Source organism: Streptomyces sp. EDA2-14 (assembly GCF_054963755.1).
Window position 1 is genome coordinate 330359 of the sequence record NZ_JBUEGE010000005.1, and the last position, 25792, is coordinate 356150.

A 25792-nucleotide genomic window follows, 5' to 3' on the forward strand; every position below is an offset into this window, starting at 1 on the left:
GGAGGCGTTCCCGCCGTGGTTCGCCCTGCTCACGCGCGCTTTCGGAGCGCCTCCACCCACCCCGCCACACCTCTTGACGCCCCTCCCACCGATCTCTAGTGTTCACGTCTAGTTCATACGTATGCATCCCCTCATCCGCCGCGCGATCGGAGCAGCCATGTCCTCTGCAGCGCCACCCCGTTCAGCCCCCGCAGCCGCCCCCGACGCGGCGGAGAAGCGGAGCGCGATCCGCCGAGCCATCGGCGCGGGCAGCATCGGCAATTTCGTCGAACAGTTCGACTACGGCCTGTACGGCTACATGGCGCCGATCATGGCCCCTGCGTTCTTCCCCGAGAGCGACAAGACCGTTGCGGTGCTGGGCACTTACGCGATCATCGCGATCGCCTGTCTGGTCCGTCCGCTCGGCGGCACTCTCCTGGGCCGCTGGGGCGACCGCGTGGGCCGAAGGAAGACGCTGCTGTGGACCCTGGTGGCCATGGGCGCCGCCACCGCCCTCGTCGCCGTCCTCCCCACGTACCACCAGGTCGGCATTATGGCGCCGATCCTGCTCCTGATGCTGCGCGTGGTGCAGGGAGTGGTGTCCGGCGGCGAGTACGTCGGCGCGGTGGCCTTCGTCGTCGAGTGGGCCGAGCCCAACCGGCGCGCCTACTACACCTCGTACGCCTCCAACAGCTGCTTCGTCGGCACGCTCGCGGGAGCCGGCGTCGCCGCGCTGACCAGCTGGTTGATCGAGGGGCCGGCGCTCGACTCGTGGGGCTGGCGCATGCCGTTCCTGCTGGCGATCCCGCTGAGCCTGGTCGGCCTGTGGATGCGCAGCCGCATCTCGGAGAGCCCGGAGTTCGTGCGGGCCACCGAGGACGGCACCAATGTCGTCAAGTCGCCGACGCGCGAGGCCCTTCGCTCGCAGTGGCGGCCCATCCTGGTCTACTGCGGCATCTCCATCATGTGCGCGATCCTGTCCTACACCTGGGTCACGTTCTATCCGCAGTACCTGACGAACACGCTCGGCCTGCCCCGCTGGATGGGCCTGGCCTCCAACGCCATCTCGATCGCGGTCCTCATTCCGCTCCTGCCACTGGCCGGCAAGATCTCGGACCGCATCGGGCGCAAGCCGATGCTCATCACCGGCGCCCTGGCCTGCATCGTCCTGGTGCCGCTGGCCTTCCGGGTCGGCGAAACGGCCACCTTCGAGGCCGCGATCGTCAGCCAACTCATCTATCTCGTACCGGAGTTCTTCCTCACCGGCATCGTCACGGTGTGCGCGGCCGAACTCTTCTCCACGCGCACCCGGTTCAGCGCGAGCGCCATCGCCTACAACAGCTCGTTCTCCATCTTCATGGGGATCACGCCGTTCGTCGCGACGCTGCTGGTCGACACCTTCGACAGCATCTACGCGGTGTGGGCCTACCTGGCCGCCGGCGCCGTCCTCGCCCTCGTGGTCGTCACCACCTTCATGACGGAGACGTACCGGAGCGAGCTGGGCGCCGACAAGTTCCCCCGCCGGGAGAAGACACCGCAACCCTCCTGATTCCGAGGGCCGGCGCCCCTTGCCGGCCCTCCCCATTAGCCACCCTGCATACGCATTCACATCGCATTGGAACGGAAGATCCACCATGGCCCTTGACCCTGTCGCGTACCAGCCGTACAACGACCCGGACGAGTTCATCCGCGAGGTCACCGACCGCATCTGGGTCGAGCGCGACATCGCCCACATCGTCGACAACTACGAGCCCGACTCCATCGTCCACGCCAGCCTCGGCACGGTCGTCGGCCGGGAGGGTGTCATCGAGGGCAGCACGATGCGGATGGCCGCCGTGCCGGGCCACGTCGGGCAGGCCGAGGACGTGGTGTGGGAGGCCCGTGGGGACGACGCCTTCCTCAGCTCGCACCTCGTCTTCTCCGCGGACCAGCACCTCGTGGACGGCCGCAACGTCCGTGTCCGCAAGCGCACCGTGGCCAACTGCCTCTACCGGCGGGGCCGCATGGTCGAGGAGTGGGTGGTGCGCGACGACCTCGCGGACTGCCTGCAGCTCGGCATCGACCCCGACGAGGCGGCGCGCGACCGCCAGTTCCAGGGGTACACCGGGTCGATGACCGAGGAGCCGCCCAAGGACGTGCTCCTCGAGGGCGTCAGCGGTCCGCGGCCCGACGACCACCGCGCCGAGTGCGAGATGGTCCTCGAGTTCATCGACCGGGTCTGGTCGCAGCGCGAGCTCAACAAGGTCAACGACTTCATGGCGCGCGACCTCTTCCTGCACACCATCGGCGACCGCACCGTCATCCGCCCGGATCGCTACCAGGCGGACCTGCTCGAGATGGTCGGACCCTTCCCCGACGCCCGGTTCTCCGTACTGGACGTCCAGACCCACTACGCCGAGCGGTACGCGGGACTGCGCGTGGCCGTGACGTGGACGATGAACGGCACGTACCGGGGCACCCCCACCTTCGGCCCGCTCACCGGCAAGCCCGTCACGGTCCTCGGTGTCTCGCAGTTCCTGATCCAGGACGGCCGCATCGTGAAGGAGGTGCGCGTGTACGACGAGATCGCGCTGCGCGCCCAGATCAACGCGGGGCGGGAGGACGGCTCGGACGTGGCGGCCAACATCTACTAGGCCGCACGGTCCACCTCGGCCAGGAGACGAACGGGTCCGGCACACCACGGTGCCGGACCCGTTCGCGTCCCTCCCCCTTCGCCTCAGACGAGGCGGCGCATCCAGCCGTGGGGGTCTTCGGTACGGCCGAACTGGATGTCCACGAGGCGCCGGCGCAGTCGCATCGTCACCGATGTCCCGCTGCCGGTGTCCGGGGCGACGGCCTCGCCGTCGTGCCAGACCAGCCGTCCCACGGGGGTCACCACGGCGCCGGTGCCGCAGGCGAACACCTCGCGGATCTCGCCCGAGCGCACACCCTCCTGCCACTCGGTGATCGCGACGGGGCGCTCCTCCACGTCGAGGCCCAGCTCCTTGGCGAGGGTGAGGACCGAGGCGCGGGTCACGCCTGCCAGGATCGTGCCGAGTTCCGGTGTGACCAGGCGGCCGTCGCGGGTCACGAAGTAGAGGTTCATGCCGCCGAGTTCCTCGACGTAGCGGCCCTCGGTGGCGTCCAGGAAGCACACCTGGTCGCAGCCGTGCTCGGACGCCTCGATCATCGGCGCGAGGCTCGCCGCGTAGTTGCCGCCGCACTTGGCCGCGCCGGTGCCGCCGCGCCCCGCGCGCGTGTACTGCGTCGACAGCCAGATCGACACGGGCTTGATCCCGCCGGAGAAGTACGGGCCGACCGGGCAGGCGATGGCCAGGTACGTGACCTCGGCGGCCGGACGCACGCCGAGGAAGGCTTCGGAGGCGAACATGAACGGCCGCACGTACAGGCTCCGTTCGCCCTCTCCCGACACCCAGGCCTGGTCGGCCCGGACCAGCTCGGTCACCGAGTCGAGGAACGCGGGCAGCGGGAACTCGGGAAGGGCGAGGCGCTGCGCTGAGCGGACGAACCGCTCGGCGTTGGCCTCCGGCCGGAACGTCCACACGGATCCGTCCGGGTGCCGGTAGGCCTTCAGCCCCTCGAAGATCTCCTGCGCGTAGTGCAGGACGGCCGCGGCCGGGTGCATCGGGATCGGGGCGAACGGCACCACGGCGGCCTCGCCCCAGCCGCCGTCCTGCGTCCACACCGCGCGGGCCATGTGGTCCGTGAAGTACCGGCCGAATCCGGGATCCGCGAGGATCTCGGCACGCCGCTCGGGGCTCGTGGGGGTCCGATTGGGCTGGAGCGTGAACCGCAGACTCATCGAGGACACCTCTCGATCAGGATCCGGGGGCGGCTTGCACGATATGCCGTGAAGTGACGGTTCGTGACCCTATCGCCCCATCACGCACCGGAGCAAGGGAGTTGGATCTTTGCTGTCGACAACGGCAGGACCGGCCGACGGGGCAGTCGTCGCCGATCCGTCTGGCTCATAAGCGACCGTCCGCGCGTCACGCCAACACCCCTTGGGCACAGAGGAGTCGAGGACCCACAGACGTCACGTCAACCGCCGCCGAGCGTTCACCCGCACCTCACCCGAGCCCGCCACCGTGGGTCCCTCGTCCACCGCCCAACGCACCGGGAGGACCCATGACCGAGCACCCCCGCCTCACCCGCCGCCACGGACTGCGTGCCGCACTCGCCGTGGCCGCCGCGCTCCCCGTCGCGACGGCGACGACCGCCGCGACCGTCACGCCCGCCGGCGCCGCGCCGGACGACCGCGGAGGGCGTCTGCACGTCATGACGTTCAACCTCCGCTACGCCGCCGACACCTCGCCCAACTCCTGGGCCGACCGCCGCCCCGCGATGCGCACGCTGCTCCGCGCGGAGCGCCCGCACGTCATCGGCACCCAGGAGGGGCTGTACCACCAGCTCCAGGACATCCACGCCGACCTGGGCGAGCACTACGCCTGGATCGGTACGGGCAGAGCGGGCGGGAGCCGGGACGAGTTCGCCACCGTCTTCTACGACACGCGGCGGCTGCGCCCTGTCGAGTACGACCACTTCTGGCTCTCCGACACCCCTGAGCTGATCGGCTCGAAGAGCTGGGGCAACTCGGTGATCCGGATGGCCACGTGGGTGCGCTTCGCCGATCTCGCCGACGGCGGCCGGGAGTTCTACGTCCTCAACACCCACTTCGACCACCAGGTCCAGGTGTCGCGCGTGAAGTCGGCGGAGCTGATCGCCTCGCGGATCGCGCCCCTCGACGCGTCCCTGCCGCTGCTGATGACCGGCGACTTCAACGTGGCGGCGCACGGCAATCCGGTCTACGACCAGTTGCTCGCCACGGGCCTCAAGGACACCTGGGACGCGGCCGCGAAGCGCAGCAAGCTCTACGCCACGTTCCATGGGTACAAGCCGCTCGTCCCGGACGGCCACCGCATCGACTGGATCCTGGCCACACCGGGCGTGACCGTGCACTCCGCGGCCATCAACACGTACGAGCGCGACGGCCAGTTCCCCAGCGACCACCTGCCGGTCCAGGTGAGGCTGACGCTGGGCTGAGCGGCGCCTCGTCCGCCGGTCGGTTCAGTCGGCCGTTCGGTAGAAGCTGCGGGACACGTAGCTGGTGGCCTCCTTCGCCCGCAGGGCGCACAGCCGGCTCTTGAGCTCGCGGGCTTCCGCGAGCTCGGGGGCGTCGCCGGGGGCCAGGGCCAGGAGGTCGACGACGTGCAGGGCCTCCTGCACCCGGCCCGCGTCCCGCAGCCGGGCCGCGTGGTCGAGCACCGCCCGCTTGTCCGTGATCGCCTCCGCGCGGGCCGCCTCGGCGACGGCGGGCCGCGCCGGGTGCAGGCTCGTCGGGTTCCCGTCCCACCATCCGGTCTCGGAGCGCACGATGTCCCGGACGATGTACTCGCGGTGGCCGTAGGTCTCCCGCATCCACGGGACGTCGAACAGCTCGGCCGGGTAGTCGAGTTCGTGCACGATGTCGTCCGCGCGCCTTCCCTCGTTGAGGCGTTCGACGACCGCGCCGCGCAGCCAGCGCAGTGCGGCCGCGGTCGCGGTGAGCTGTTCGGCGCCGCCCTCGCGGATGACCGGGCCGAACTCGGGGACGATGGCGGCGGGTTCGAGCGCGGCGAGGCGGTCGAGGGTGTCGGCCCAACGGACGGTGTCCCGCATGGTGCGCATCGGTGTGCCGATGTTCGGGATGCCGTTGATGACGGCGGCGCTGCCGTACAGGATCCGGTCCTCCGGCAGCCACACGGCCGTCACGTCGTCGGTCTCCGACGGCGCCCACAGCAGCCGGACGGTGCGGCCGGTGCTGCCCAGCGTGAGGGACTCGCTGTACGTCGCGTCGGGGAAGGTCAGCGGCGGCACCGTGGGAAAGGCCTCGGCCCTGCGGCGGAACTGGCGGGTGTTGATGTGGTTCTGCAGGCCGGCCGTCTCCAGGTAGCGTCGGTAGCGGCGGACAACGTTCTCGTGGGCGATGACGGTCGGGCGCGGCTCTCCGCGCTCGGCGGCGACGTCGAGGAAGCCCGGCACTCCGTAGTTGTAGCCGAGGTGTCCGTGGCTGTAGACGATCCAGCGCACCGGTTTGTCCGTGTGCTCGCGCAGCCGGTCCAGGGCCTCGGGGACGACGGCCGGGGCGGGTCCCGAGTCGATGATCAGCAGCCCCTGGTCGGTCTCCACGGCGAGGCTGTTGCCCTGGAGGCCGATGGTGTAGACGCCGGGTGCGACGACGTGGACCTCGCGGGAGCCGAGCAGGGGATTGTCGTCGGGCTTCGTGGTGAGCACGGGCAACGCTCCTTCGTAGCGGACCGGACAGGTCTTCAAGGGCGGGCGAGGCCGAGGCGGCGGGCGTCGCGCTCGGGACGTACGAAGATCACGGCGAGTACCCCGCCGACCAGCATGAGCACCCCGGCCGTCGCGAACGCCAGGCCGTATCCGGCGGCCGGGTCCGGTGCGGCCTCGATGACGAGGCCGGTCACGTACGGGGCGAGCAGTCCGGCCGTGGTGACGATGCCGACCGTGATCGACAGGACCGAGCCGCGCTGACGGGCGGGAGTGATCTCGCTGGTGACGGTGACACCGATGGCGAAGAGGATCCCGCCGAGGCTGAACGCGACGGTGAGCAGCGCGAGTTGCAGCCCTCCGCCGGGGGCGACCGGGAACAGCAGCATCGCGATTCCGGCCACGAGGATGCCGACCCCGCCGAGTACCCCGCGGGCCGTCCGGCTGGAGACGCCGCGTCGCATCAGCCACTGCGTGAGCACGCCCTGCCCGAGGTTGAAGACGGCGGTGGCGATCCACGGCAGCACCACCAGGGTGCCGGTGGTGGCCGCGCTGTAGCCGAGGACGGTCTCCAGGTAGGGCGGCACCCAGGCGATCAGCAGGGCCAGCGCCCAGTAGGCGGCGAAGGCCCCCACGAAGCCGCCCAACCAGGTGCCGCTGAGCAGGATGCGCCGGTACGGGACCCGGGGCTCGTCGGCCACGGCAGCCGGTGCCCCGCTCCTGGGCCGGGACTCGGCGCCGGAGACGTTTCCCTCCTTGCCGAGGACGGCCCACGCCAGCGCCCACACCACAACGACCGCGAACAGCGACACGAAAGCCCACCGCCAGCCGAACGCCGCGATCACCGCGACGAGCAGCGGGGACGCCAGCGCCACCCCGATGCCGGGGCCGACGTTGAGCAGCGCGGTGGGCAGGCTCCGCTTCTCGTTGGGGAACCACTTGTGCACGGCGTGCATGGCGACCGGGTTGGCGGGCCCCTCGGCCGCGCCCAGGACGACGCGGCTGGCGAGCAGCACGCCGAACCCCACGGGCGCGAGGACCGGCAGCATGGTCAGCGCCCACACCACGGCCATCGCCATCAGCAGCCACTTCGTGGGAACGCGGTCGGAGGCGAAGCCGACGAGGATCGCCGAGAGGCTGAACAGGAAGTAGAAGCCGCTGGAGAGCAGCCCGTACTCGCTGGGGCTGAGCCCCAGATCATGCATGATCGGCTTCGCGGCCAGGCCGAGGACGGCCTTGTCCAGGAAGTTGATCAGCATGAAGACCAGCAGCAGGAAGGTCACCAGCCAGGCGCGCCGGGTGCTGCGGGGCGCCGCGTCCTTCTGCTGCGGAGGCCCTGCGGGTGGCAGGTCGGGGCGTTCGGAAGCGGGTCGTACCGAGGGGACGTCCACGTCAGCTCTCCTTCGTCAAATGGCCCACCGGGTACGGCCCGCGGTCTGCGCGCGCAGCTGGCTTTCGAGGTCGTCGCCCGCGAGGACGGCGCGGGACTCGGCGGCTGCCCAGGCGTAGACGCCCTTGGCCATCGTCGAGGTGGCCGCCTTCTCCAGGGCGGTGAAGACCTCCGCGCGGGCGGCGTGCGCTTCCTTGTCGTCCGGGGCGGCGTCGGCGGCGAGCTGGGCGAAGTGTCCTGCCAGCCGGTGTTCGCCGCGCGCGAGGAGTTCGCGGGCCCGTTCGGCGAGCCGGTCCGCCCCGCCGGACAACTGCGCCAGCTCACGGGAGAGTTCGCCGCGGCGGGCGGGCTTGAGGTGGGAGGGGTCGCCGTCGTACCAGCCCCCGTACAGCCGCCACAGGTTGCGGACGACGAACTCCGGCTCGTCGTAGGACGGCTTGAGGTACGGCTTGCGCAGCAGTTCGGCGGGGGCGGTGACCTCGTGGACGACCTCGTCCAGGGTCGCCCCGGCGTTCATGGCCGCCAGCGTCTGGTCGTGCAGGGTCTGCAGGAACTCGGCGGTGTCCGTCAGCGCGGTGCGGATGCGCTCGGCTCCGACGATCGGCACGCCGTGGCCCGGCAGCAGGATCTCGGCGCCCAGTCCGGCCATCCAGCGCAGGGCCTGCGCCCATTCCAGGGCGTAGCGCTGGACCTTCTGCGGGTTGCCGGGGTTCGGCGAGGACCAGATGAAGAAGTCGCCGCAGCACAGGATGGCGCGCTCGGGCAGCCACGCGATGGTGGCGTCGTCGGTCTCGCCGCGCGCGTGCCGCAGCCGTACGTCGAGGTCTCCCACGCGCAGGTCGGTGCGGTCGGAGTAGGTGAGGTCGGGGTGGCGGTAGTCGGTCGGCCACCGGAAGTCGGGCCGCTGGAACTGGCGTTGGTTGATCACGCCGTTGTAGCCGGCGGTCGCGGCGTAGCGGCGGAAGCGCGGCGGGGTGTTCTCGTGGGCGAGGACCAGCGGGCGGGGTGCGCCGCGCCCGGCGGCCTCGGCGTCGAAGGGGGCCACGCCGAAGACGTGGTCGATGTGTCCGTGGGAGTACACCGCGGTGTGCAGCGGCGCGTCGGTGCGGGCCCGCACGGCGGCGTGCAGATCGGCGGCCGTGCGCTTCTCACCGGTGTCGTAGCAGAACAGGCCGTCGGAGGTGGGGAACAGGTAGACGTTGCCGAAGGCGGGCCACATCCATACCCCGTCGGTGATCTCGCGCAGGCCGTCGCGGCGCAGTTCGCCGGAGTGGTAGACCTTCGTGCTGGCCTCGCCGCGCCACACGCGGTCGGCGTATTCGAGCAGGTCATCGGTCATGGTGCGGTCCCTCTTCCTCGTGGTGGGTGATCAGTGCGTCGACGGCGATCAGCCGGTCGCCGACGACGCACAGCGGGTTGATGTCGACCTCGCGGATGCCGGGGTGGTCGCCCAGCAGCCGGGACAGCGAGGTGACGGCCGCGGCCGTCGCCTCCGGTGGTGCGTCGAGTACGAAGGCGGCCCAGTCCGCGAGTTCGCGGATCTGGTCCTCGGTGGCCGGCAGCAGCAGGCCCCGGCGGGGTGCGGTGGGGTCCTCGGCCCGGTCGCCGCCGGCGCCGAGCAGCAGGGCGGTGCCGTAGACCGGGTCGTGGGTCGCACCGAGTGCCAGCTCGGTGGTGTGTTCCAGGAGGGGCTGCACGGCGAGGCGGCGGTCGGGGTCGGTGGACACCGCGTCGAGCAGCCGGACCATTTCGGCGGCCCGCTCCCCCAGCTCCTCCTTCGCCACTCCGACGCGTACGAGCCCGTGGCGGGCCCGGTGCGGGACATCGGCGGCGTCTGCCTTGAGGACGTACGGCCCGCGCCAACCGGCGTGCCGCACCTCGGCGAGGAGCTGGTCCGCGCTGTCGGCGGACACGGTCGGGACGTGGGCGATGCCCGCCGCCTCGATCAGCGGCGCGGACCGCAACTCGGACCAGGCCCACTGCGCCGCGGCGGGCCGCTCGTCCGGCAACGCCCTGACCGGCGCGGCGTCCGGGACCAGCACGCGCAGCCGCCGCAGGAACGAGCCGATGCTGCCGAGGACGGTCTCCGGCATCCCCAGGCGTTCGAGTTCGCCGGACGGCGCGCACGCCCACACGAACCAGGCCGGTGTGCGCATCGCCTTCGCCGCCCGCGCGAGGCGGTGGTAGGCGTCGGGGAACAGGTCGCCGAACGTCAGGTACAGGACGACGCCGTCGAGCTCCGGGTCCTCGTCGAGCACGCCCAGGAGGTCCTCGACGCGGTCCATCCAGCGGAAGAGGTTCCCGCCGAGGTCGACGGGGTTGGCGTCGGTCGCCTCCACACCGCCGATCGCGGCGAGGCGGCGCCGGGTCTCCGCCGACAGCGGGGGAATGCGGACGCCCATCGCCGTCAGGTTGTCGGCGAGCACGCCGCCCGCGCCGCCGGACATGGTGAGGACCGCGAGCCGTGGCGCGGGCGGGAGCCGGATGCCCCGGCGGGCGCAGAGCACGGCGTCCACGAGCTGGTCGTCGTCGGTCACCAGCCGGATACCCTCCTGTCGGCACAGCGAGGCGAGCAGCAGGTGGTCGCCGGCGACGGCGGCGGTGTGCGAGAGGGCGGCTCGGCGTCCGGCGGCGCTGCGGCCCACGGTCAGCGCGACGACGGTCTTTCCGGACTGCCGCGCCAGGCGGCCGAGTTCGCGCAGCCCCGCCGCGTCGCGGACCCCTTCCAAGTACAGGACGAGCACCTCGACGTCCGGTTGTGCGAGCAGGTGGCCGCCGAGCTCGCCGACGGAGAGGCAGGCTTCGTTGCCGACGCTGGCGTAGTAGGAGTAGCCGAGTCCTGCCCGCTCCAGGAGGTCGGCGAGGACGAATCCGACCGCGCCGCTCTGTGTGACGATGGCGACCGGGCCCGGCTCGCCGCGTTCGCGGTCGAGGAACACCGTGGTCGACACCTGGACCCCGGCGGGGCGGCTCACCAGGCCGAGGCAGTTGGGGCCGAGCACCGGCATGTCGCCGGCCGCGACGCGCAGTTCGTCCTGGAGCGCGTCGTCGCCCTCCTCGGCGAATCCGGATGCGTAGACGACGGCGGCGCCCGCCCCGGCCTCGCGGGCTTCGCGCAGCAGTCCGGGCACGGTCGCCGCAGGCGTGGCCAGGACGACCAGGTCAGGGCCGTGCCCGATCTCCCCGAGCGAGCCGACGGTGCGTACGCCGGGCAGCGTCAGCTCGCCCCGGGTGACGGCGAAGACGTCTCCCTCGTACCCACCGGACAGCAGCCGCTGGACGGTGATGCGCCCCCAGGACAGCTCCTGGGTCGCCGACACCCCCACCACGGCGATGGACTTCGGCCGGAACAGCGGCTCGCAACGCATGACTTCGGGCACCAACGGACAACTCCCTGCGGCTCGGACCACCGTGGACGGCTCCCACTGTGCCGAGACGAACCACCGGGAGTAAGCGCTTGGTCACCAGGATTTCGGCTAGCGTGCTGTGACATGTCACAAGGGCTGTGGGACAGGCTGGAGCGGCGCATACCGATGGTGGCCGACCGCACCATGCGCAGGTACGTGGACGGTTCTCCGCACTATCAGGGTGTCGTGACGGAGCATTTGCACCGTCACATGGCGCACACCTGCCGCGAGGGGGCCCGCCTCTACGTGCGCATGGCACGGGAGCTGCGCGAGCCCCGCGACGACGAACTGCGGCTGTTCCGCGAGCGCGCCCACGCGCGGGGCGCGGAGGGGCTTCCGGCCGCGCACTTCATGGAGGCCTACCACCTGAACGCCGAGGAGCTGTGGCACGAGGTGACCCGGGTCGCCGAGGGTGAAGTGCCGCCCGAGGCGGGTGCGGTGCTGCTGCGCTGGCTGCGCCACGTGACGGGTGCGGCCCTTGACGCGCACCAGCAGGAGTTCCAGGCCGCCCGCGGCGAGGAGCGCGAGGCGAGGCGGGCGACGGTGCGGGCGCTGGTGGCGGGCGAGCGGGCCACCGAGTCGGCCACGCGGTTCGGCATCCGGCTCGCCGACTCCTACGCGGTGCTGGCGCTCCATTTCGACGCGGAGGCCTCGGAGTCCATCGGGGACGCCCTCGGGCGCCGCCTCGCGGGCCGCCGCAAGGTGCACCGGATCACCGAGGAACTGCTCCGCGCCTTCAGCGAGGACGCCATCGGCGCGGAGCTCCTCAGCGCCCTCGACCCGGACGGCGGACTCGTCCTGGTCCCTTCGCATCCGGACCGCCCGGACCACGGCCTGGAGTCCGCGCGCGCCGCGCTGCCCAGGGTCCGGCAGGCCACGGGCGTCGACGTGACCGCGGGGTTCGCCCACGCCGGCGACCACACCCGGATCCCGTCCGCCGCCGCGCAGGCCCGCCGGCTGCTGCCGCTCGTCGCGGCCCCCGGCGAGGTGGCCGTGCTCGGCGACCATCTGTTCGCCTACCACCTCCGCCACGAGAGCGAGGCGGCCCCGTACCTGCGCTCCCTCGTGGAGCAGTTGCGCACCGAACCGGATCTGCTGACCACGGTCGACGCCTACTTCGCCAACGACTTCAACCGGCGGCAGACCGCGCAGCAGCTCCACGTCCACCCGAACACGATCGACAACCGCCTGTCCCGCGTCGACGCGCTGACCGGGGTCAACCCCCGTACGGCACAGGGCTTGCTGGTGCTCGGTGCCGCGATGGGCATCGGCGACCAAGAGCGCCGAGATGCTTGAAAATGCTCGAACTCCCGCCCCTTCACGCAACATTGACAGTCCACCAGTGAAGTGGTCTAGTCCGCTAGAGCATGTGCCTACCGTGGAGGTTCACCTATGTTCCGCCCGAAGCACAGATCGCGCAGGACGTCGCTCACAGCCCTGCTCACGGTGGCCGCGCTGGCCGCCGCTCCCCTCGCCCTCGGTCCCGGCCCGGCCGCCGCCGGATCCGGGTCGGCTCCCGACGCGGATCCGCCCGCCATCACCCCGGCCCCGCACAGCGAGAAGCAACGCACCGACCGGATCGTCGTCACACCCGCCGTCACCCTCGTCACCGGCACGAAGTCCGACCCGGCCGCCGTCGAGCTCACCACCGCCGCGCTGAAGGCGGCCGGCGCGCGTGATGTCACCACCGCGCAGAAGGCGCCCGCGGGCTCCGGTTCGCTGGCGGTCTACGTCGGCGGGCCGGCCGAGAACCCGGCGTCGGCGGGCGCGCTCGACGCCCTGCATGTCGAAGGACCCGCCGGGCTCGCCGCCGAGGGATACGTCCTCGCCATGGGCGGCAAGGGCGCGGGCCGCATCGTGCTCTCCGGCGCCGACCCGACCGGCACGTACTACGCGGCGCAGTCGCTGCGCCAGGTGCTGCCGCACCGCAAGGCACCGGGCGCCACGGTGCGCGGCCTGGCCGTGCGCGACTGGCCCGCGACCCCCGTGCGCGGTGTCATCGAGGGCTTCTACGGCACTCCGTGGTCGCACGAGGCACGCCTGGACCAGCTCGACTACTACGGCGAGCGCAAGATGAACATCTACGTGTACTCGCCGAAGGACGACCCGTATCTGCGCGCCAAGTGGCGCGACCCGTACCCGGCCGAACAGCTCGACCAGATCGAGGAGTTGGTGGACCGGTCGCGGGCGAACCACGTCGAGTTCACCTACGCCCTCTCTCCCGGCCTGAGCGTCTGCTACAGCTCCGACGACGACCTGAAGGCCCTCACCGACAAGTTCCAGACGCTGTGGGACATCGGGGTGCGGCAGTTCGCGGTACCGCTCGACGACATCAGCTACACCGACTGGAACTGCGAAGCGGACAAGGCGAAGTGGGGCACCGGTGGCGGCGCCGCAGGGCAGGCGCAGGCGTATCTGCTCAACCGGGTCAACCAGCGGTTCATCAAGACCCATGACGGCGCCCTGCCGTTGCAGATGGTGCCGACGGAGTACTACAACACCACCTCCACACCGTACAAGACCGCGATCGCCGGGCAGCTCGACAAGGACGTGCTCGTCGAGTGGACGGGCGAGGGTGTCGTGGCGCCGACGATGACGGTGGCGCAGGCGAAGCGGGCCAAGGAGGTCTTCGGGCACGCGATCCTGACCTGGGACAACTATCCCGTCAACGACTTCGCGACCGGGCGCCTGTTCCTCGGCCCGTTCACCGGCCGCGAGAAGGGGCTCGCCGAGCAGCTGGCCGGGATCACGGCCAATCCGATGATCCAGCCGTACGCGTCGAAGCTCGCCCTGCACACCGTCGCCGACTACACGTGGAACGACTCGGCGTACGACCCCGACGCGTCCTACCGGGGCGCCGTCGCGGAGGCGGCAGGTGGGAACGCGAAGGTGGCGCGGGCTCTGCTGGCGTTCACCGACGTCAACCACAGCTCGCGGATGGACTCCGTGGAGGCGCCGGAGCTGTCGAAGCTGATCAAGGGGTACTGGGACGGGTCGGTCCCGGCGGCCGGGCTGACGGCGGCGTTCGCGGCACTGCGGGACGCGCCGGCGACGGTCCGCGGCGGCACCGAGCAGGGCTTCGTCGAGGACTCCGGGCCGTGGCTCGACTCGGCCGGGGCCTGGGGCAGGGCCGGGATCGCGGCGGTGCGGATGCTGGAGGAGCAGCGCGCCGGACACACCGAGGCCGCCTGGACACTCCGTCAGCAGCTGCCCGAACTGGTCGGCAAGGCGAAGTCGTACCGGTACACCGATCTGAACGGCACCAAGGTGCCGGTGGTCGTCGGCGAGGGGGTGCTCGAACCGTTCGTCGCGAAGGCGCGGGACGCGTCCAACAAGGACCTCGGGTTGCCGCCGCAGCCGACCGGCACGACGAGCCTGCCCGTCTACAGCGGGAACACGGCCGACCGGATGACCGACGGCGACGACTCCACGTACTTCTGGAGCAGCCGGTCGCCGAAGTCGGGCGAGAGCGTGGGCGTCGACCTCGGCGGAGAGCAGCCGCTCGGCTCGGTGACGGTGGCCATGGGCAAGTCCGGCAGCACCGAGGACTACCTGCACAAGGGTGTCCTGGAGTACTCGTCGGACGGCAAGGCGTGGCATGCGCTGGGCGCCGAATTCAGCGGGAAGGCGACGTGGACGGCGGACGCGCAGAGCGGGACCACCGCCCGGTACGTGCGCGCCCGCGCGACGGCGGACCAGTCGAACTGGCTGGTCGTCCGGGAGTTCACCGTGGCGCGCACGGACCGGCCGACGGTGAGCGGCGGCCCGGTCGCGGCGGACGGCAGCAGCCTGTCGGCGGCGGCGGACGGTGTCCCCGAGAACCCCTACCGTGCCGCCTCCGCCCCGGCCGCGGGCGACGCGCTCACGGTGACGTACCCGGCGCCGCGAGCCGTGTCCTCGGTGACGGTGCTGCGCCCGGACGGAGCGGCCACCTCGAAGGCACGGGTGCAGCTCCGCGTCGACGGCGCGTGGCAGTCACTGGGCGCGCTGGACGGCCCGGTGACGACACGGTCCGCGCCCGCGGGGGCGAGCGCGGACGCGGTGCGGCTCGTGTGGGACGACGGTTCGGCCGCGCCCGTGGTGAGCGAGGTGATCGTCAAGTAGCCGGGGTGTCGTGAACGGCGTGGGTGCGGGAACCCTCGGCGGATTCCCGCACCCGATCGCCGGTTGCCCGCCTCAGGTGTGCTCGGGCGGGTTGATGCGCGACGTCCCGATCGCGGAGGCGGTGGTGCCCCACTTCTTGAGGATCCGCTCGTACGTCCCGTCCTTGATGAGCTCGTTGACGGCGGCCTGGAAGGCCTTGGTGAGCGGGGAGCCCTTCTTGAAGGCGAAGCCGACGTCGAGGCGGTGGAACTCGCCGAGGAACGTGGTCCGGGACGCCGGCTTGCTCGCCTGGTGGCGCAGCCCGTTGATGGTCGACATGATGACGTCGATGCGGCCCTGCTGGAGCGCGGTGAGGGTGGCGCCGTTGTCGGAGAAGACCTGCACGTCGTACGGCTTCTTGCCCGCCTTGGTGCAGCGTGCCTTCTCCGCGTCGAGGGTCGCCTCGAACGTGGTGCCCGCGCCGACACCGATGTTCCGGCCGCACAGCTGCGTGAGGTCGGTGATCTTCTTGCCGAACGAGGTGTCACCCGTCTTGACCGCGAAGCCCTGGCCGTCGTTGATGTAGGTGACGAAGTCGATGGTCTTCAGGCGTTCGCCGGTGACACCGAAGTTGCCCGTGCCGAGGTCGTACTTGCCGCTCTCCAGGGCCGGCAGGATCGTCTCGAAGGAGGCGTCCTGGCGGCGCAGCTTGATGCCGAGCACCTTGGCCGCCGCGTCGGCGAGTTCGATGTCCTGCCCTTGGGGCGCCTTGCCGGTGCCGTTCGGGTAGTACGCGGCGGGCGGGCCGCCGGTCGAACTGCCGATGCGCAGCGAGCCCTTCTTGCGGACGTCGGCGGGCAGCAGCGCCGCGGCGGAGTCCACCGTGCGGACCTTGGCGACCGGGTCGCCGGTGGGCGCGGCGGCGGCCTGCGCGCCCGTGCCCGCCGCACCGTCGGTGTCACCCGAGCCACAGGCGGTCAGCGCGAGCAGCGGCAGCAGGACGAGCGCGGCGATGCGCGGTCGGGTTCTGGTCCCGGAGAGGTTCACGGGTCGGGGCCTTTCAGGAGTGCGGCCGGTGCGCGGGGCACCGGTCCGCAGGTCGAGTGACGGCTCGTCAGCGAGACGCCGAGGCAGGGGATGTGACGACACCGGGCGCCAGGAGAAGGCGCGGCAGGTCGGGAAAGAAGGAGAGGCGCGCGCGGCAGCGCACAGCAAAGAGAGCTCGGCCCGCGACGGGGTCACCGAGGGAGGGAAGGGCCGGTCAGCTGGCCCGCTGCCGCGTCAGGCGCAACACGCCGCGGACCACACCCGACCGAAGTCGATGTGGTCACGCGAGACCAGGCGCTGGGCAGTCATGCGGACAATTGAGCAGTACATCGAGCTGTTCGTCAAGCGGCGCCCGCAGGACGCCATGGTGTCTCGCCGCCCCGAATCGGCCGCGCCCGGGCCTTGTTGACACATCGGTGCCGCGGGCGCATACGATCGTCGGCGGACCGGTCCCGCCGTGCGCGCGGCCGCTCCGGCCGCGTTGAGGGACGCGGCGCATGTGACGACGCCGAAGCCCGGCAGCACCCCGTGTCCGCGCAGCGCCTGTGTGCCGCGCCCACTGTCGAGCGCCGCCGGGCGATCTCACCCACGCCCGCGATTCCCTCCCCCGGAGAGCCTCCCCATGACCACGTCGTCCTACGTCGAACCCTCCTCCCCCGCCGCACCGCCCGACGAGCCGCAGAACATCCCCGCGCACGCGCGGATCGTGCCGCGCCGGCACCCCGGCCGCTGGGTGTCCGCCGCCGTCGCGCTGCTGGTCTTCGCGATGGTGCTGAACTCGGTCGTCCGCAACGACGCCTTCCAGTGGGAGGTGGTGGGCCACTACTTCACCACCTCCGCCGTGCTGGACGGGCTGCTGCTCACGGTGTGGCTGACCGCCGCGGTGATGGCGCTCGGATTCCTGCTCGGCACCGTCCTCGCGACGATGCGGCTGTCCGCCAACCCGATTCTGCGCACGCTCAGTTGGGGCTACGTGTGGATCTTCCGGTCGACGCCGCTCCTGGTGCAGCTGCTGTTCTGGTTCAACATCGGCGCCCTGTACCCCACGCTCGGCCTCGGCATCCCGTTCGGCCCGGAGTTCCTCACGGTCAAGACGGTGAACCTGCTCGGCCCGACCCTCACCGCCCTCATCGGCCTGACCCTGCACGAGACCGCGTACGCCGCCGAGGTCGTGCGCGGCGGCATCCTCTCGGTCGACCGGGGGCAGACCCTGGCCGCCCAGGCACTCGGACTGAGCCGCCGCCGCACGCTGCACCGGATCGTCGTCCCGCAGGCGATGCGCTCGATCGTGCCGACCGCGGGGAACATGTTGATCGGCACCCTGAAGGGCACGAGCATCGTCAGCGTGCTCGCCGTGCACGACCTGCTGTACTCGGCGCAGCTGATCTACAACCAGACGTACCAGGTCATCCCGCTGCTCATGGTCGCCACGCTCTGGTACATCGCGGTGACGAGCCTGCTCAGCGTCGGGCAGTACTACGTGGAGCGGCATTACGCGCGGGGCGACTCACGTACGTTGCCGCCTTCGCCGGTGCAGCGACTGCGCCACCGATCCACCGTCGTACGGGCGTGGTTGAGCAGGGTGACGGCCGCCGACGCGCGGCCTGCGGTGGACGGCCGGAAGTGAGCCACGACCTGGCCACCACCGCCCCGCGCGAGACCGTCGCCTCTCACTATGCGAGACTTTCCCGAGTTTCCCTATCGAATTACTAGGAAATGCTTGACCGCCCCGTCGCGGACCCACAGGATGAGGCACATGTCCCGTAAGCAGCAACGACTCGTTCGTCGTCGGCATGTCGACTTTGGTCGCGTCGTCAGCGCCGCGTGCTGTCGCGCGTAAGGCACACCGTCCACATCCCGGACCGTGCCACTCCGCGCCCACCCGCCGGACGCAACAGGTGACGTGATCCACCGCTCGCCCGGCGCACCGACACACCACCGAGGGACGAACCGCCATGACCACGGCACCGCAGACCCGGGCCCCGCACGCCACCGCGCCGCTCGCCGACTCCCGCCACCTCAGCCTCGTACGCAACGCCCCACAGGGCGGCGGTGCCGGGCAGCACGGCTCCGTACCGATGGTCGGATACCTCCTGCTCGTACCGGAGGGCACCGACCCCGCCGAACTGTTCGCCGAGGGCAGGCCACGGCCCGAGCTCCGGCCGGTCACGGCCGCGGACCCGATCCCGCTCCAGCGGGCGGCCGCCCAGCCGGGCCCTGCCCCGCGCACCCCGGCCGCACCGGTGACGGACGGCTCCCTCCGCATCGACTCCACGCGCCACGTCGCCGAGCTGGAGGGGCGCGAACTCGACCTCACCTACCTGGAGTTCGAGCTCCTGAGGCATCTCGTCCAGCGCCCCCACCACGTGCTGACGCGCGAGCTGCTGGTGACGTCGGTCTGGGGCTACGACCACGTCGGCGACGGCCGCACCGTCGATGTCCACATCGCCCGACTGCGGCGCAAGCTGGGCAGGGCCCACCGCCACCAGATCGTCACCGTGCGGCGCGTGGGCTACAAGTACGTACCCGACCGGCAGCCCGACCTGCGGGAGAGCCCCGACTCCGCGCCGCGCCACCGACCCTGAGGAGATCACCGTGATGGGCCCTGCCACCGCGTCGCCCCGCCCCGCCTCCCCGCACGACCGGACCACCGGGCCCGACGCCCCCTACTGGCTGCGCGTGGCCCGCGAGGTGGCGGACGACCTCGCCACGGACGCGGTCGCCAGGGAGCAGGCGGGCAAGGCCCCGGTCGACGAGGTGTCCCGGCTGCGCGAGGCGGGCCTGCTGACACCGCCCGCGGCGGCCGGGGCCGAGGGGGACGGCGGGGAGTGGGCGGCCGTCTGCGCGGTGGTCCGCCAGATCGCCGCCGCCGACGGCGCGATCGGCCAACTGCTGGGCTGTCACTACTTCCTGGCGGGCAGCGCCCAGTTCTTCGCCGGGCCCGCCCCCGTCGCACAGGTCGAGGAGCGCTCCGCGGCCGAACAGAGCTGCTGGGGCGGCGGTTTCGCCCGGCAGGAGCCCGTGCTGACGCTGACCAGGACCGCCGACGGCCTCGTGCTCAACGGCCGGCAGGACTACACCACCGGGGTCCTGGTCGCGGACCGGATCGCCGTCCGGGCCGTCCTCGCGGACACGGGCGCGCCGCTCGCGGTCGTGGTGGACGCCGACCGGCGCGGCGTCGTGATCGACGGGGACGCCGACACCTTCGGGCGGCGGCTCGCCGGCGGGGGCAGCGTGGAGTTCGACGACGTGCCGGTCGCCGCGGAGGAGGTGCTCGGCCCGCTGCCCGCGGACGAGGACTTCCTGCCGCCGCGGACGGCCCTGGCGTCGCCCGTCTCCCACCTGATCTCCGTCCAGGTCCTGCTCGGCACGGCCGAGGGGACGCTCGCCGAGGCCCGCGAGTACAGCAGGACGGGACAGACGCCGCTCCACCCGGCGTGGCCGGTCGGGAGCCCGCACGATCCGCAGGTCCTGACGGCCTACGGGGAGCTCACCGTCCTCATCCGCTCCGCTTCCGCCCTCGCCGACCAGGCGCTGGGCGCCGTACAGGACGCGCTGGCCCTCGGCGACGACCTCTCGTACGACGAGTGCGCGGAGGTCTCCACCCTCGTGACCATGGCGGAGGCCGCCGCCGCCCGGGCCGCACAGGAGTCCACCACCCGGGCCCTCGACATCGTCGGCCCGCGCGCCGCCTCCGCACGCCTCGGCTTCGACCGCTTCTGGCGCAACGCCCGCACCCACACCCTGTACGAGCCGATCGGCCACCAACTCCGCGACATCGGGGACTACTTCCTCAACGGAGCGCAGCCTCCGTTCCCTCTCCCGGCCTGAGCGTTCTTAAAATACGAGACACACTCGTCCATATTGTGAACACCCTCTTGGGGTGAGGGCCACCTTCTGCCACGATCCCTATCAGTCAGGTAGGAAAACTGGGGAAGCCAGGGGGTGGCCATGAGCACGTTCAGCCGTCGCGCCGTCCTGTCGCGCCCGCCGCTGACCTCGCGCCGCCACATCGACCTCGGCCGCACCTGCACCGCCATCTGTCGGGCCGCCTGAGTCCGTCCACGCCGGCGAGCCCCGCGGTCCCCGCGGCCCCGGTCCCACGGCGCCCCGAGCGTCTCCCCCGAACCATCCATTCCCCGAGAGGACACCTCCGTGTCTGCCGCACGCCCGCGCACCATCCTGCGCACCTTCGCCGCGATATCCGTGCTCCCGCTCGCCCTGAGCGCCTGCGGCTACGGTTCCGAGTCCGCCGACGACGGCGGCCAGGCCAAGGCCGTCAAGAACGCCAAGAAGCTCTCCGCCGACTCGGTGAAGATCGGCTACTTCCCCAACCTGACGCACGCCACCGCCCTGGTGGGTGTCCAGGAAGGGCTGCTGCAGAAGGAGCTCGGCGGCACCCAGATCAAGCCGTCGACCTTCAACGCGGGACCGTCCGAGATCGAGGCGCTCAATGCCGGATCGATCGACATCGGCTGGATCGGCCCCTCCCCCGCCATCAACGGCTACACCAAGTCGAAGGGCAAGTCCCTGCGCATCATCGGGGGCTCGGCCTCGGGCGGCGTCAAGCTGGTCGTGAACCCGAAGAAGATCAAGTCCCAGAACGACCTCAAGGGCAAGAAGATCGCCACGCCCCAGTTCGGCAACACGCAGGACGTCGCCTTCCTCAACTGGATCGCGGAGAAGGGCTGGAAGGTCGACGCGCAGAGCGGCAAGGGCGACGTCTCCGTCGTCCGCACGGACAACAAGATCACACCGGACGCCTACAAGTCCGGCTCCATCGACGGCGCCTGGGTGCCCGAGCCGACCGCGTCCAAGCTGGTCGCCGAGGGCGCCAAGGAGCTGCTCGACGAGTCCGACCTGTGGCCGGACAAGAAGTTCGTGATCACGAACATGATCGTGTCGCAGAAGTTCCTCAAGGAACACCCGGACGTCGTCGAGGCCGTGCTGCGTGGCTCGGTGAAGACCAACAAGTGGATCAACGCCAACCCGGAGAAGGCCAAGGCCTCCGCCAACGACGCGCTGCAGAAGCTGTCGGGCAAGGCGCTGCCGGACAACGTCATCGACCCGGCCTGGAAGTCCATCGCGTTCCTCGACGACCCGCTGGCCGCCACCCTCGACACCGAGGCGAAGCACGCGGTGAAGTCCGGACTCCTGGAGCGACCCGACCTGAAGGGCATCTACGACCTGCGGCCGCTCAACAAGGTCCTCAAGGCCGAGGGCCAGGACGAGGTCGACGACGCCGGTCTCGGCGCCAAGTAACCCATTCAGCAGCCACGTTGACGAGTCCCCAGGAGGTGACGCCCATGGCCACCACGATCACCCAGCCGGCCCGGGCCGCCGAGGCGGTGCCGTACGCCGCCCGTATCGAGCACGTATCGAAAGCCTTCCCCGCACCGGGTGCGCCCGGTGGCCGGCAGCCCGTCCTCGACGACATCACGCTCGATGTCGCGCCGGGCGAGTTCGTCACCCTCCTGGGGGCCTCGGGCTGCGGCAAGTCCACCCTGCTCAATCTGGTCGCGGGCCTCGACCTGCCGTCCGCGGGCACCATCGCCACGGACGGCAGGCCCGCCCTGATGTTCCAGGAACACGCACTGTTCCCGTGGCTGACCGCGGGCAAGAACATCGAGCTCGCGCTGAAGCTGCGCGGGGTCGCGGCGAAGGAGCGGCGCGCGGAGGCGCGGCGCCTGCTCGACCTCGTACGGCTCTCGGACGCGCACGGCAAGCGGGTGCACGAGCTGTCCGGTGGCATGCGCCAGCGCGTGGCGCTCGCCCGCGCGCTCGCTCAGGACAGCCGGCTGCTGCTGATGGACGAGCCGTTCGCCGCGCTCGACGCGATCACCCGCGATGTGCTGCACGACGAACTGACCCGCATCTGGCGGGAGACGGGCGTGTCGGTGCTGTTCGTGACGCACAACGTCCGCGAGGCGGTGCGCCTGGCGCAGCGTGTCGTGCTGCTGTCGTCCCGCCCCGGCCGCGTCGCCCGCGAGTGGACGGTCGACGTGCCGCAGCCGCGGCGCCTCGAGGACACCGCGGTCGCCGAACTGTCCGCCGAGATCACCGAAGAACTGCGTGAGGAGATCCGCCGCCATGGCCGCAACTGACAACGCCGTCGCCTCCGCCGACGTGGACGGCAAGAAGGGCGTCGCCGCCGGGCCCGACCTCACGACGGACGACGCCACCGCGCCCGGCGCGACGCGCCATTCCAGCGATCTGGCGGGTCTGGAGGCCGGGCTCGACGCGCTCGACACCGTGCGGTCCGTCCGTACGCCGCTGCGCCAGACACTGCGCCGCAAGGTGCTGCCGCCCGTCACCGCGATCGCCGTGGTGCTGGTGGTCTGGCAGCTGCTGGTGTGGGCGGAGGTCGTGCCCGACTACAAGCTGGCCTCGCCCGCCGATGTGTGGGGCGAGGTGCGCACGGCCTGGCTGCAGGGCACGCTCCTCGACACCATCTGGGTGTCCGTCTCCCGCGGACTGTTCGGCTTCCTCCTCGCCCTTGCCATCGGCACACCGCTCGGCCTGCTGGTGGCCCGGGTGCGCTTCGTCCGGGCCGCGATCGGCCCCATCCTGTCGGGGCTCCAGGCACTGCCGTCGGTGGCGTGGGTGCCGCCCGCCGTGATCTGGCTGGGCCTGAACGACTCGATGATGTATGCCGTGATCCTGCTCGGCGCGGTCCCGTCCATCGCCAACGGCCTCGTCGCCGGCATCGACCAGATCCCGCCGCTGTTCCTGCGCGCCGGGCGGACCCTGGGCGCGACCGGGCTGCGCGGGGCCTGGCACATCGTGATGCCGGGGGCGCTGCCGGGCTATCTGGCGGGCCTCAAGCAGGGCTGGGCGTTCTCGTGGCGCTCGCTGATGGCCGCCGAGATCATCGCCTCGTCTCCCGACCTCGGCGTGGGGCTCGGCCAGTTGCTGGAGAACGGCCGCAACAACAGCAGCATGTCGCAGGTGTTCCTGGCGATCCTGCTGATCCTCCTCGTCGGGATCGCGATCGATCTGCTGATCTTCAGCCCGCTGGAGCGGCGGGTGCTGCGGAGCCGGGGGCTGCTGGTCACCCGCTGACCGGGTGCACGGCCACGGGGGACGGCACTCGAAGGAACCTCATAACGAAGGTGCCGTCCCCCGGCGTGTCGGGCTGACACGGGAGCGCCGCTCGGGACCACTGCTCATATGAGTGAACTCAGCGATCTGATTCCCGTCGAGGCCATCCGCCTCGACGTGGCCGCCCCCGACTGGCAGGCCGCCGTGCGCACCGCCGGCGGCCTGCTCGTGTCCACGGACGTCAGCACGGACACGTACACCGAGGAGATGCTCCGCAACGTCGAGGAGAACGGGCCCTACATCGTCATCGCGCCCGGTTTCGCCTTCGCGCACGCCCGGCCCTCACCGGCCGTGCTGCGTACGGGCATGTCATGGGTCCGGCTCTCGACGCCGGTGAACTTCGGGCACGAGACGAACGACCCGGTCCACCTCGTCGTCGCGCTCGCCGCCCAGGACGCCGGGGCGCACACGCAGGCGATGGGCGCCCTCGCGCGGCTGCTCGCCGACCCGGACACCTCGGCCGCCCTCGACCGCGCGCCGACCCCGGAGGCGCTGCGGCAGATCCTCACGGGCGAAGAAGTGCAGGACGCGGCGCCGTCCGACAGCACGCCTCCGGCGGCCGCGTCCAAGGGCTCAGGACACGGCATGCACAAGATTCTGACGGTGTGCGGCAACGGCGTGGGCACGAGCCTGTTCCTCAAGTCGACGCTGGACAAGGTGCTCGACCGCTGGAAGTGGGGCCGGTACATCACCACCGAGGCGACCGACACCATCTCCGCGAAGGGCAAGGCGTCGGAGGCCGTGGCCATCATGACGTCGCGGGAGATCGCGCGGACGCTCGGCGACGTGGGGGTGCCGGTGCGGGTGATCGAGGACTTCACCAGCACCAAGGAGGTCGACGCGGCCATGCGCGACCTCTACGACGTGTGATCCCCACCGCTCCCGCTTCCGCTCCCCCTCCCCAGGAGTCCGCATGAACACCCTCGTGGACATCGCGAAATTCATCGTCAACGAGATTCTCAGCGTCCCCGCCTATCTCATCGGCATCATCACGGCCGTCGGTCTCATCGCGCTGAAGAAGACCACCGGCCAGGTCATCGGCGGCGCCATCAAGGCGACCCTCGGCTTCCTGCTGATCGGCGCGGGCGCGACGCTGGTCACCAACTCGCTCGCCCCGCTCGGCACGATGATCACGGGCGCCACCGGTTCGCACGGTGTGATCCCCACCAACGAGGCGATCGTCGGCATCGCGCAGGCCGAGTACGGCTCACGCGTGGCATGGCTGATGATCCTCGGCTTCCTCGTCAGCCTGCTGCTTGCCCGCTTCACCCCGCTCTCCTACGTCTTCCTGACCGGCCATCACATGCTGTTCATGGCCACGCTGCTGACCATGGTGATGGCCACCGCGGGCGTCACCTCGTGGGTCGTGGTCGTCGCCGGTGCGGTGCTGCTCGGCATCATGCTCGTCGCGATGCCGGCCTTCGCCCATCCATGGACCAAGCGCGTCACCGGCAACAACACGGTCGCCGTCGGGCACTTCGGGACCGCCGGGTACATCGTCTCCGGTGCCACCGGTCAGGCCGTCGGCAAGAAGAGCCGCTCGACGGAGGAGATGAACCTGCCCGAGGGGCTGCGCTTCCTGCGTGACTCGATGGTGGCCACGGCCCTGTCGATGCTGCTCATCTACATGATCATGGCGATCGTCTTCCTCGCGAAGGTCGGGAAGACGGAGGCGTTCAAGGCGTTCGCGACGGACGGCGGCGCGGCCTCCACGGGCGTCGGCAACTACCTGATGTCGTCGGTCAACCAGGGCCTCCAGTTCGGCATCGCCGTCGCCGTCATCCTGTTCGGTGTCCGTACGATCCTCGGCGAGCTGGTCCCCGCCTTCCAGGGCATCGCGCAGAAGGTGGTGCCGGGCGCGATCCCCGCGCTGGACGCGCCGATCGTCTTCCCGTACGCGCAGAACGCCGTGCTCGTCGGCTTCATCTGCTCGTTCGTCGGCGGTCTGGTCAGCCTCGGTCTGCTCGTCGGTGTCTTCAAGCCCGCCTTCGGCACGGCCCTCGTCCTTCCGGGGCTCGTCCCGCACTTCTTCACCGGTGGTGCGGCGGGCGTCTTCGGCAACGCGACGGGCGGGCGCCGCGGGGCGGCCCTCGGCTCGTTCCTCAACGGCGTACTGATCACGTTCCTGCCCGCGTTCCTGCTCGGCGTGCTCGGCTCGTTCGGCTCGGCCAACACCACGTTCGGCGACGCCGACTTCGGCTGGCTCGGCCTGATCCTCGGCAACGTCGCCAAGGCGGGTGACGTCGCGGGCGTGATCCTCATGCTCGTGGTCGGCCTGCTGATCCTCGCCGCGGCCATCACCTGGCAGAAGCGGGTCGTGGACACCGGCTGGGACCCGGGCGCGAAGCGCGCCGCGCTGCTGCCGCCGGAGGACCGCCCGGAGCAGCACGACGAGGCCGCGGGCGGCGAGACCCCCGTCTCCCGTACGTACGCGAAGATCACGCCTCCGGACGGCGCCCCGGTGCCGCCGCCTCCGCCGGAGGACTGAGTCGCGTCCTCGGCATCCGTCGAGGGC

The 25792-nt window shown here is 71.2% G+C and carries 19 protein-coding genes; 13 read left to right on the forward strand and 6 right to left on the reverse strand.

What is annotated here, in order from left to right; translation table 11 throughout:
• The first annotated feature begins 157 nt into the window (after positions 1 to 157).
• Both ACY34M_RS17045 and ACY34M_RS17050 read left to right on the forward strand, forming a co-directional pair.
• On the forward strand, positions 158 to 1528 hold the full coding sequence (locus ACY34M_RS17045) for an MFS transporter (protein ID WP_462716911.1): 1371 nt from the start codon (positions 158 to 160) through the stop codon (positions 1526 to 1528).
• Between the two features lie 85 nt (positions 1529 to 1613).
• The gene (locus ACY34M_RS17050) at positions 1614 to 2612 is read left to right on the forward strand and encodes a nuclear transport factor 2 family protein (protein ID WP_462716910.1); all 999 of its coding nucleotides are present in this window, start codon (positions 1614 to 1616) and stop codon (positions 2610 to 2612) included.
• Between the two features lie 83 nt (positions 2613 to 2695).
• Here ACY34M_RS17050 and ACY34M_RS17055 read toward each other — a convergent pair whose 3' ends face one another.
• The gene (locus ACY34M_RS17055) at positions 2696 to 3781 is read right to left on the reverse strand and encodes a branched-chain amino acid aminotransferase (RefSeq protein WP_462716909.1); all 1086 of its coding nucleotides are present in this window, start codon (positions 3779 to 3781) and stop codon (positions 2696 to 2698) included.
• A 326-nt stretch (positions 3782 to 4107) separates the two neighbouring features.
• Here ACY34M_RS17055 and ACY34M_RS17060 point away from each other — a divergent pair, with 326 nt between their 5' ends.
• Positions 4108 to 5022, forward strand: coding sequence for an endonuclease/exonuclease/phosphatase family protein (locus ACY34M_RS17060; protein ID WP_462716908.1), 915 nt, complete (start codon positions 4108 to 4110; stop codon positions 5020 to 5022).
• A gap of 24 nt (positions 5023 to 5046) precedes the next feature.
• Here the strand turns inward: ACY34M_RS17060 and ACY34M_RS17065 are convergent, their stop codons facing one another.
• From ACY34M_RS17065 to ACY34M_RS17080, 4 genes are read right to left on the reverse strand one after another with little or no spacing between them, the layout of a single operon-like run.
• Positions 5047 to 6252 (reverse strand): alkyl sulfatase dimerization domain-containing protein, encoded by a 1206-nt coding sequence (locus ACY34M_RS17065; protein WP_462716907.1) that lies wholly within the window; start codon positions 6250 to 6252, stop codon positions 5047 to 5049.
• 35 nt (positions 6253 to 6287) lie between these two features.
• Positions 6288 to 7640: an MFS transporter gene (locus ACY34M_RS17070; RefSeq protein ID WP_462716906.1), complete on the reverse strand. Its 1353-nt coding sequence runs from the start codon at positions 7638 to 7640 to the stop codon at positions 6288 to 6290.
• Between the two features lie 15 nt (positions 7641 to 7655).
• Complete coding sequence (locus ACY34M_RS17075) at positions 7656 to 8978, reverse strand: alkyl sulfatase dimerization domain-containing protein (RefSeq protein ID WP_462716905.1); 1323 nt, start codon at positions 8976 to 8978, stop codon at positions 7656 to 7658.
• Positions 8968 to 11019 (reverse strand): acetate--CoA ligase family protein, encoded by a 2052-nt coding sequence (locus ACY34M_RS17080; protein WP_462716904.1) that lies wholly within the window; start codon positions 11017 to 11019, stop codon positions 8968 to 8970. The genes ACY34M_RS17075 and ACY34M_RS17080 overlap by 11 nt, the downstream gene beginning before the upstream one ends.
• A 111-nt stretch (positions 11020 to 11130) precedes the next feature.
• On the opposite strand from ACY34M_RS17080, the gene ACY34M_RS17085 reads away from it, so the two are divergent.
• Positions 11131 to 12342, forward strand: a complete 1212-nt coding sequence (locus tag ACY34M_RS17085; RefSeq protein WP_462716903.1) for a PucR family transcriptional regulator — start codon at positions 11131 to 11133, stop codon at positions 12340 to 12342.
• Between the two features lie 96 nt (positions 12343 to 12438).
• Positions 12439 to 15150, forward strand: coding sequence for a beta-N-acetylglucosaminidase domain-containing protein (locus ACY34M_RS17090; protein WP_462716902.1), 2712 nt, complete (start codon positions 12439 to 12441; stop codon positions 15148 to 15150).
• A gap of 72 nt (positions 15151 to 15222) precedes the next feature.
• On the opposite strand, the gene ACY34M_RS17095 is transcribed toward ACY34M_RS17090, so the two are convergent.
• The gene (locus ACY34M_RS17095; RefSeq protein ID WP_462716901.1) at positions 15223 to 16176 is read right to left on the reverse strand and encodes an ABC transporter substrate-binding protein; all 954 of its coding nucleotides are present in this window, start codon (positions 16174 to 16176) and stop codon (positions 15223 to 15225) included.
• A gap of 622 nt (positions 16177 to 16798) precedes the next feature.
• Here ACY34M_RS17095 and ACY34M_RS17100 point away from each other — a divergent pair.
• The 8 genes from ACY34M_RS17100 to ACY34M_RS17135 all read left to right on the forward strand — a co-directional run bounded on the left by ACY34M_RS17100 (position 16799) and on the right by ACY34M_RS17135 (position 25765).
• Positions 16799 to 17803, forward strand: coding sequence for an amino acid ABC transporter permease (locus tag ACY34M_RS17100; protein WP_462716900.1), 1005 nt, complete (start codon positions 16799 to 16801; stop codon positions 17801 to 17803).
• A 328-nt stretch (positions 17804 to 18131) separates the two neighbouring features.
• A complete protein-coding gene (locus tag ACY34M_RS17105) occupies positions 18132 to 18761 on the forward strand; it encodes a winged helix-turn-helix domain-containing protein (protein ID WP_462716899.1) in 630 nt (209 codons plus the stop codon).
• A 13-nt stretch (positions 18762 to 18774) separates the two neighbouring features.
• Positions 18775 to 20007 carry an acyl-CoA dehydrogenase family protein gene (locus tag ACY34M_RS17110; RefSeq protein WP_462716898.1) on the forward strand — a complete coding sequence of 411 codons (1233 nt, stop codon included), beginning with the start codon at positions 18775 to 18777 and terminating at the stop codon, positions 20005 to 20007.
• 324 nt (positions 20008 to 20331) lie between these two features.
• Positions 20332 to 21438: an aliphatic sulfonate ABC transporter substrate-binding protein gene (locus ACY34M_RS17115; RefSeq protein ID WP_462716897.1), complete on the forward strand. Its 1107-nt coding sequence runs from the start codon at positions 20332 to 20334 to the stop codon at positions 21436 to 21438.
• A 44-nt stretch (positions 21439 to 21482) separates the two neighbouring features.
• Positions 21483 to 22280 carry an ABC transporter ATP-binding protein gene (locus ACY34M_RS17120; protein ID WP_462716896.1) on the forward strand — a complete coding sequence of 266 codons (798 nt, stop codon included), beginning with the start codon at positions 21483 to 21485 and terminating at the stop codon, positions 22278 to 22280.
• Entirely contained in the window at positions 22267 to 23238 is a 972-nt protein-coding gene (locus ACY34M_RS17125) for an ABC transporter permease (RefSeq protein ID WP_462716895.1), read from the forward strand. The genes ACY34M_RS17120 and ACY34M_RS17125 overlap by 14 nt, the downstream gene beginning before the upstream one ends.
• A 108-nt stretch (positions 23239 to 23346) precedes the next feature.
• A complete protein-coding gene (locus ACY34M_RS17130) occupies positions 23347 to 24147 on the forward strand; it encodes a PTS sugar transporter subunit IIA (protein WP_462716894.1) in 801 nt (266 codons plus the stop codon).
• A 43-nt stretch (positions 24148 to 24190) separates the two neighbouring features.
• Complete coding sequence (locus ACY34M_RS17135) at positions 24191 to 25765, forward strand: PTS ascorbate transporter subunit IIC (RefSeq protein ID WP_462716893.1); 1575 nt, start codon at positions 24191 to 24193, stop codon at positions 25763 to 25765.
• The last annotated feature ends 27 nt before the right edge of the window (positions 25766 to 25792 follow it).

Excerpts from the sequence above, each read along its gene's own strand:
- ACY34M_RS17045 (WP_462716911.1), top strand. The coding sequence starts at position 158 with ATGTCCTCTGCAGCGCCACCCCGTTCAGCCCCCGCAGCCGCCCCCGAC.
- ACY34M_RS17050 (WP_462716910.1), top strand. The coding sequence starts at position 1,614 with ATGGCCCTTGACCCTGTCGCGTACCAGCCGTACAACGACCCGGACGAG.
- ACY34M_RS17055 (WP_462716909.1), bottom strand. The coding sequence starts at position 3,781 with ATGAGTCTGCGGTTCACGCTCCAGCCCAATCGGACCCCCACGAGCCCC.
- ACY34M_RS17060 (WP_462716908.1), top strand. The coding sequence starts at position 4,108 with ATGACCGAGCACCCCCGCCTCACCCGCCGCCACGGACTGCGTGCCGCA.
- ACY34M_RS17075 (WP_462716905.1), bottom strand. The coding sequence starts at position 8,978 with ATGACCGATGACCTGCTCGAATACGCCGACCGCGTGTGGCGCGGCGAG.
- ACY34M_RS17085 (WP_462716903.1), top strand. The coding sequence starts at position 11,131 with ATGTCACAAGGGCTGTGGGACAGGCTGGAGCGGCGCATACCGATGGTG.
- ACY34M_RS17090 (WP_462716902.1), top strand. The coding sequence starts at position 12,439 with ATGTTCCGCCCGAAGCACAGATCGCGCAGGACGTCGCTCACAGCCCTG.
- ACY34M_RS17100 (WP_462716900.1), top strand. The coding sequence starts at position 16,799 with ATGACCACGTCGTCCTACGTCGAACCCTCCTCCCCCGCCGCACCGCCC.
- ACY34M_RS17105 (WP_462716899.1), top strand. The coding sequence starts at position 18,132 with ATGACCACGGCACCGCAGACCCGGGCCCCGCACGCCACCGCGCCGCTC.
- ACY34M_RS17110 (WP_462716898.1), top strand. The coding sequence starts at position 18,775 with ATGGGCCCTGCCACCGCGTCGCCCCGCCCCGCCTCCCCGCACGACCGG.
- ACY34M_RS17120 (WP_462716896.1), top strand. The coding sequence starts at position 21,483 with ATGGCCACCACGATCACCCAGCCGGCCCGGGCCGCCGAGGCGGTGCCG.
- ACY34M_RS17125 (WP_462716895.1), top strand. The coding sequence starts at position 22,267 with ATGGCCGCAACTGACAACGCCGTCGCCTCCGCCGACGTGGACGGCAAG.
- ACY34M_RS17130 (WP_462716894.1), top strand. The coding sequence starts at position 23,347 with ATGAGTGAACTCAGCGATCTGATTCCCGTCGAGGCCATCCGCCTCGAC.
- ACY34M_RS17135 (WP_462716893.1), top strand. The coding sequence starts at position 24,191 with ATGAACACCCTCGTGGACATCGCGAAATTCATCGTCAACGAGATTCTC.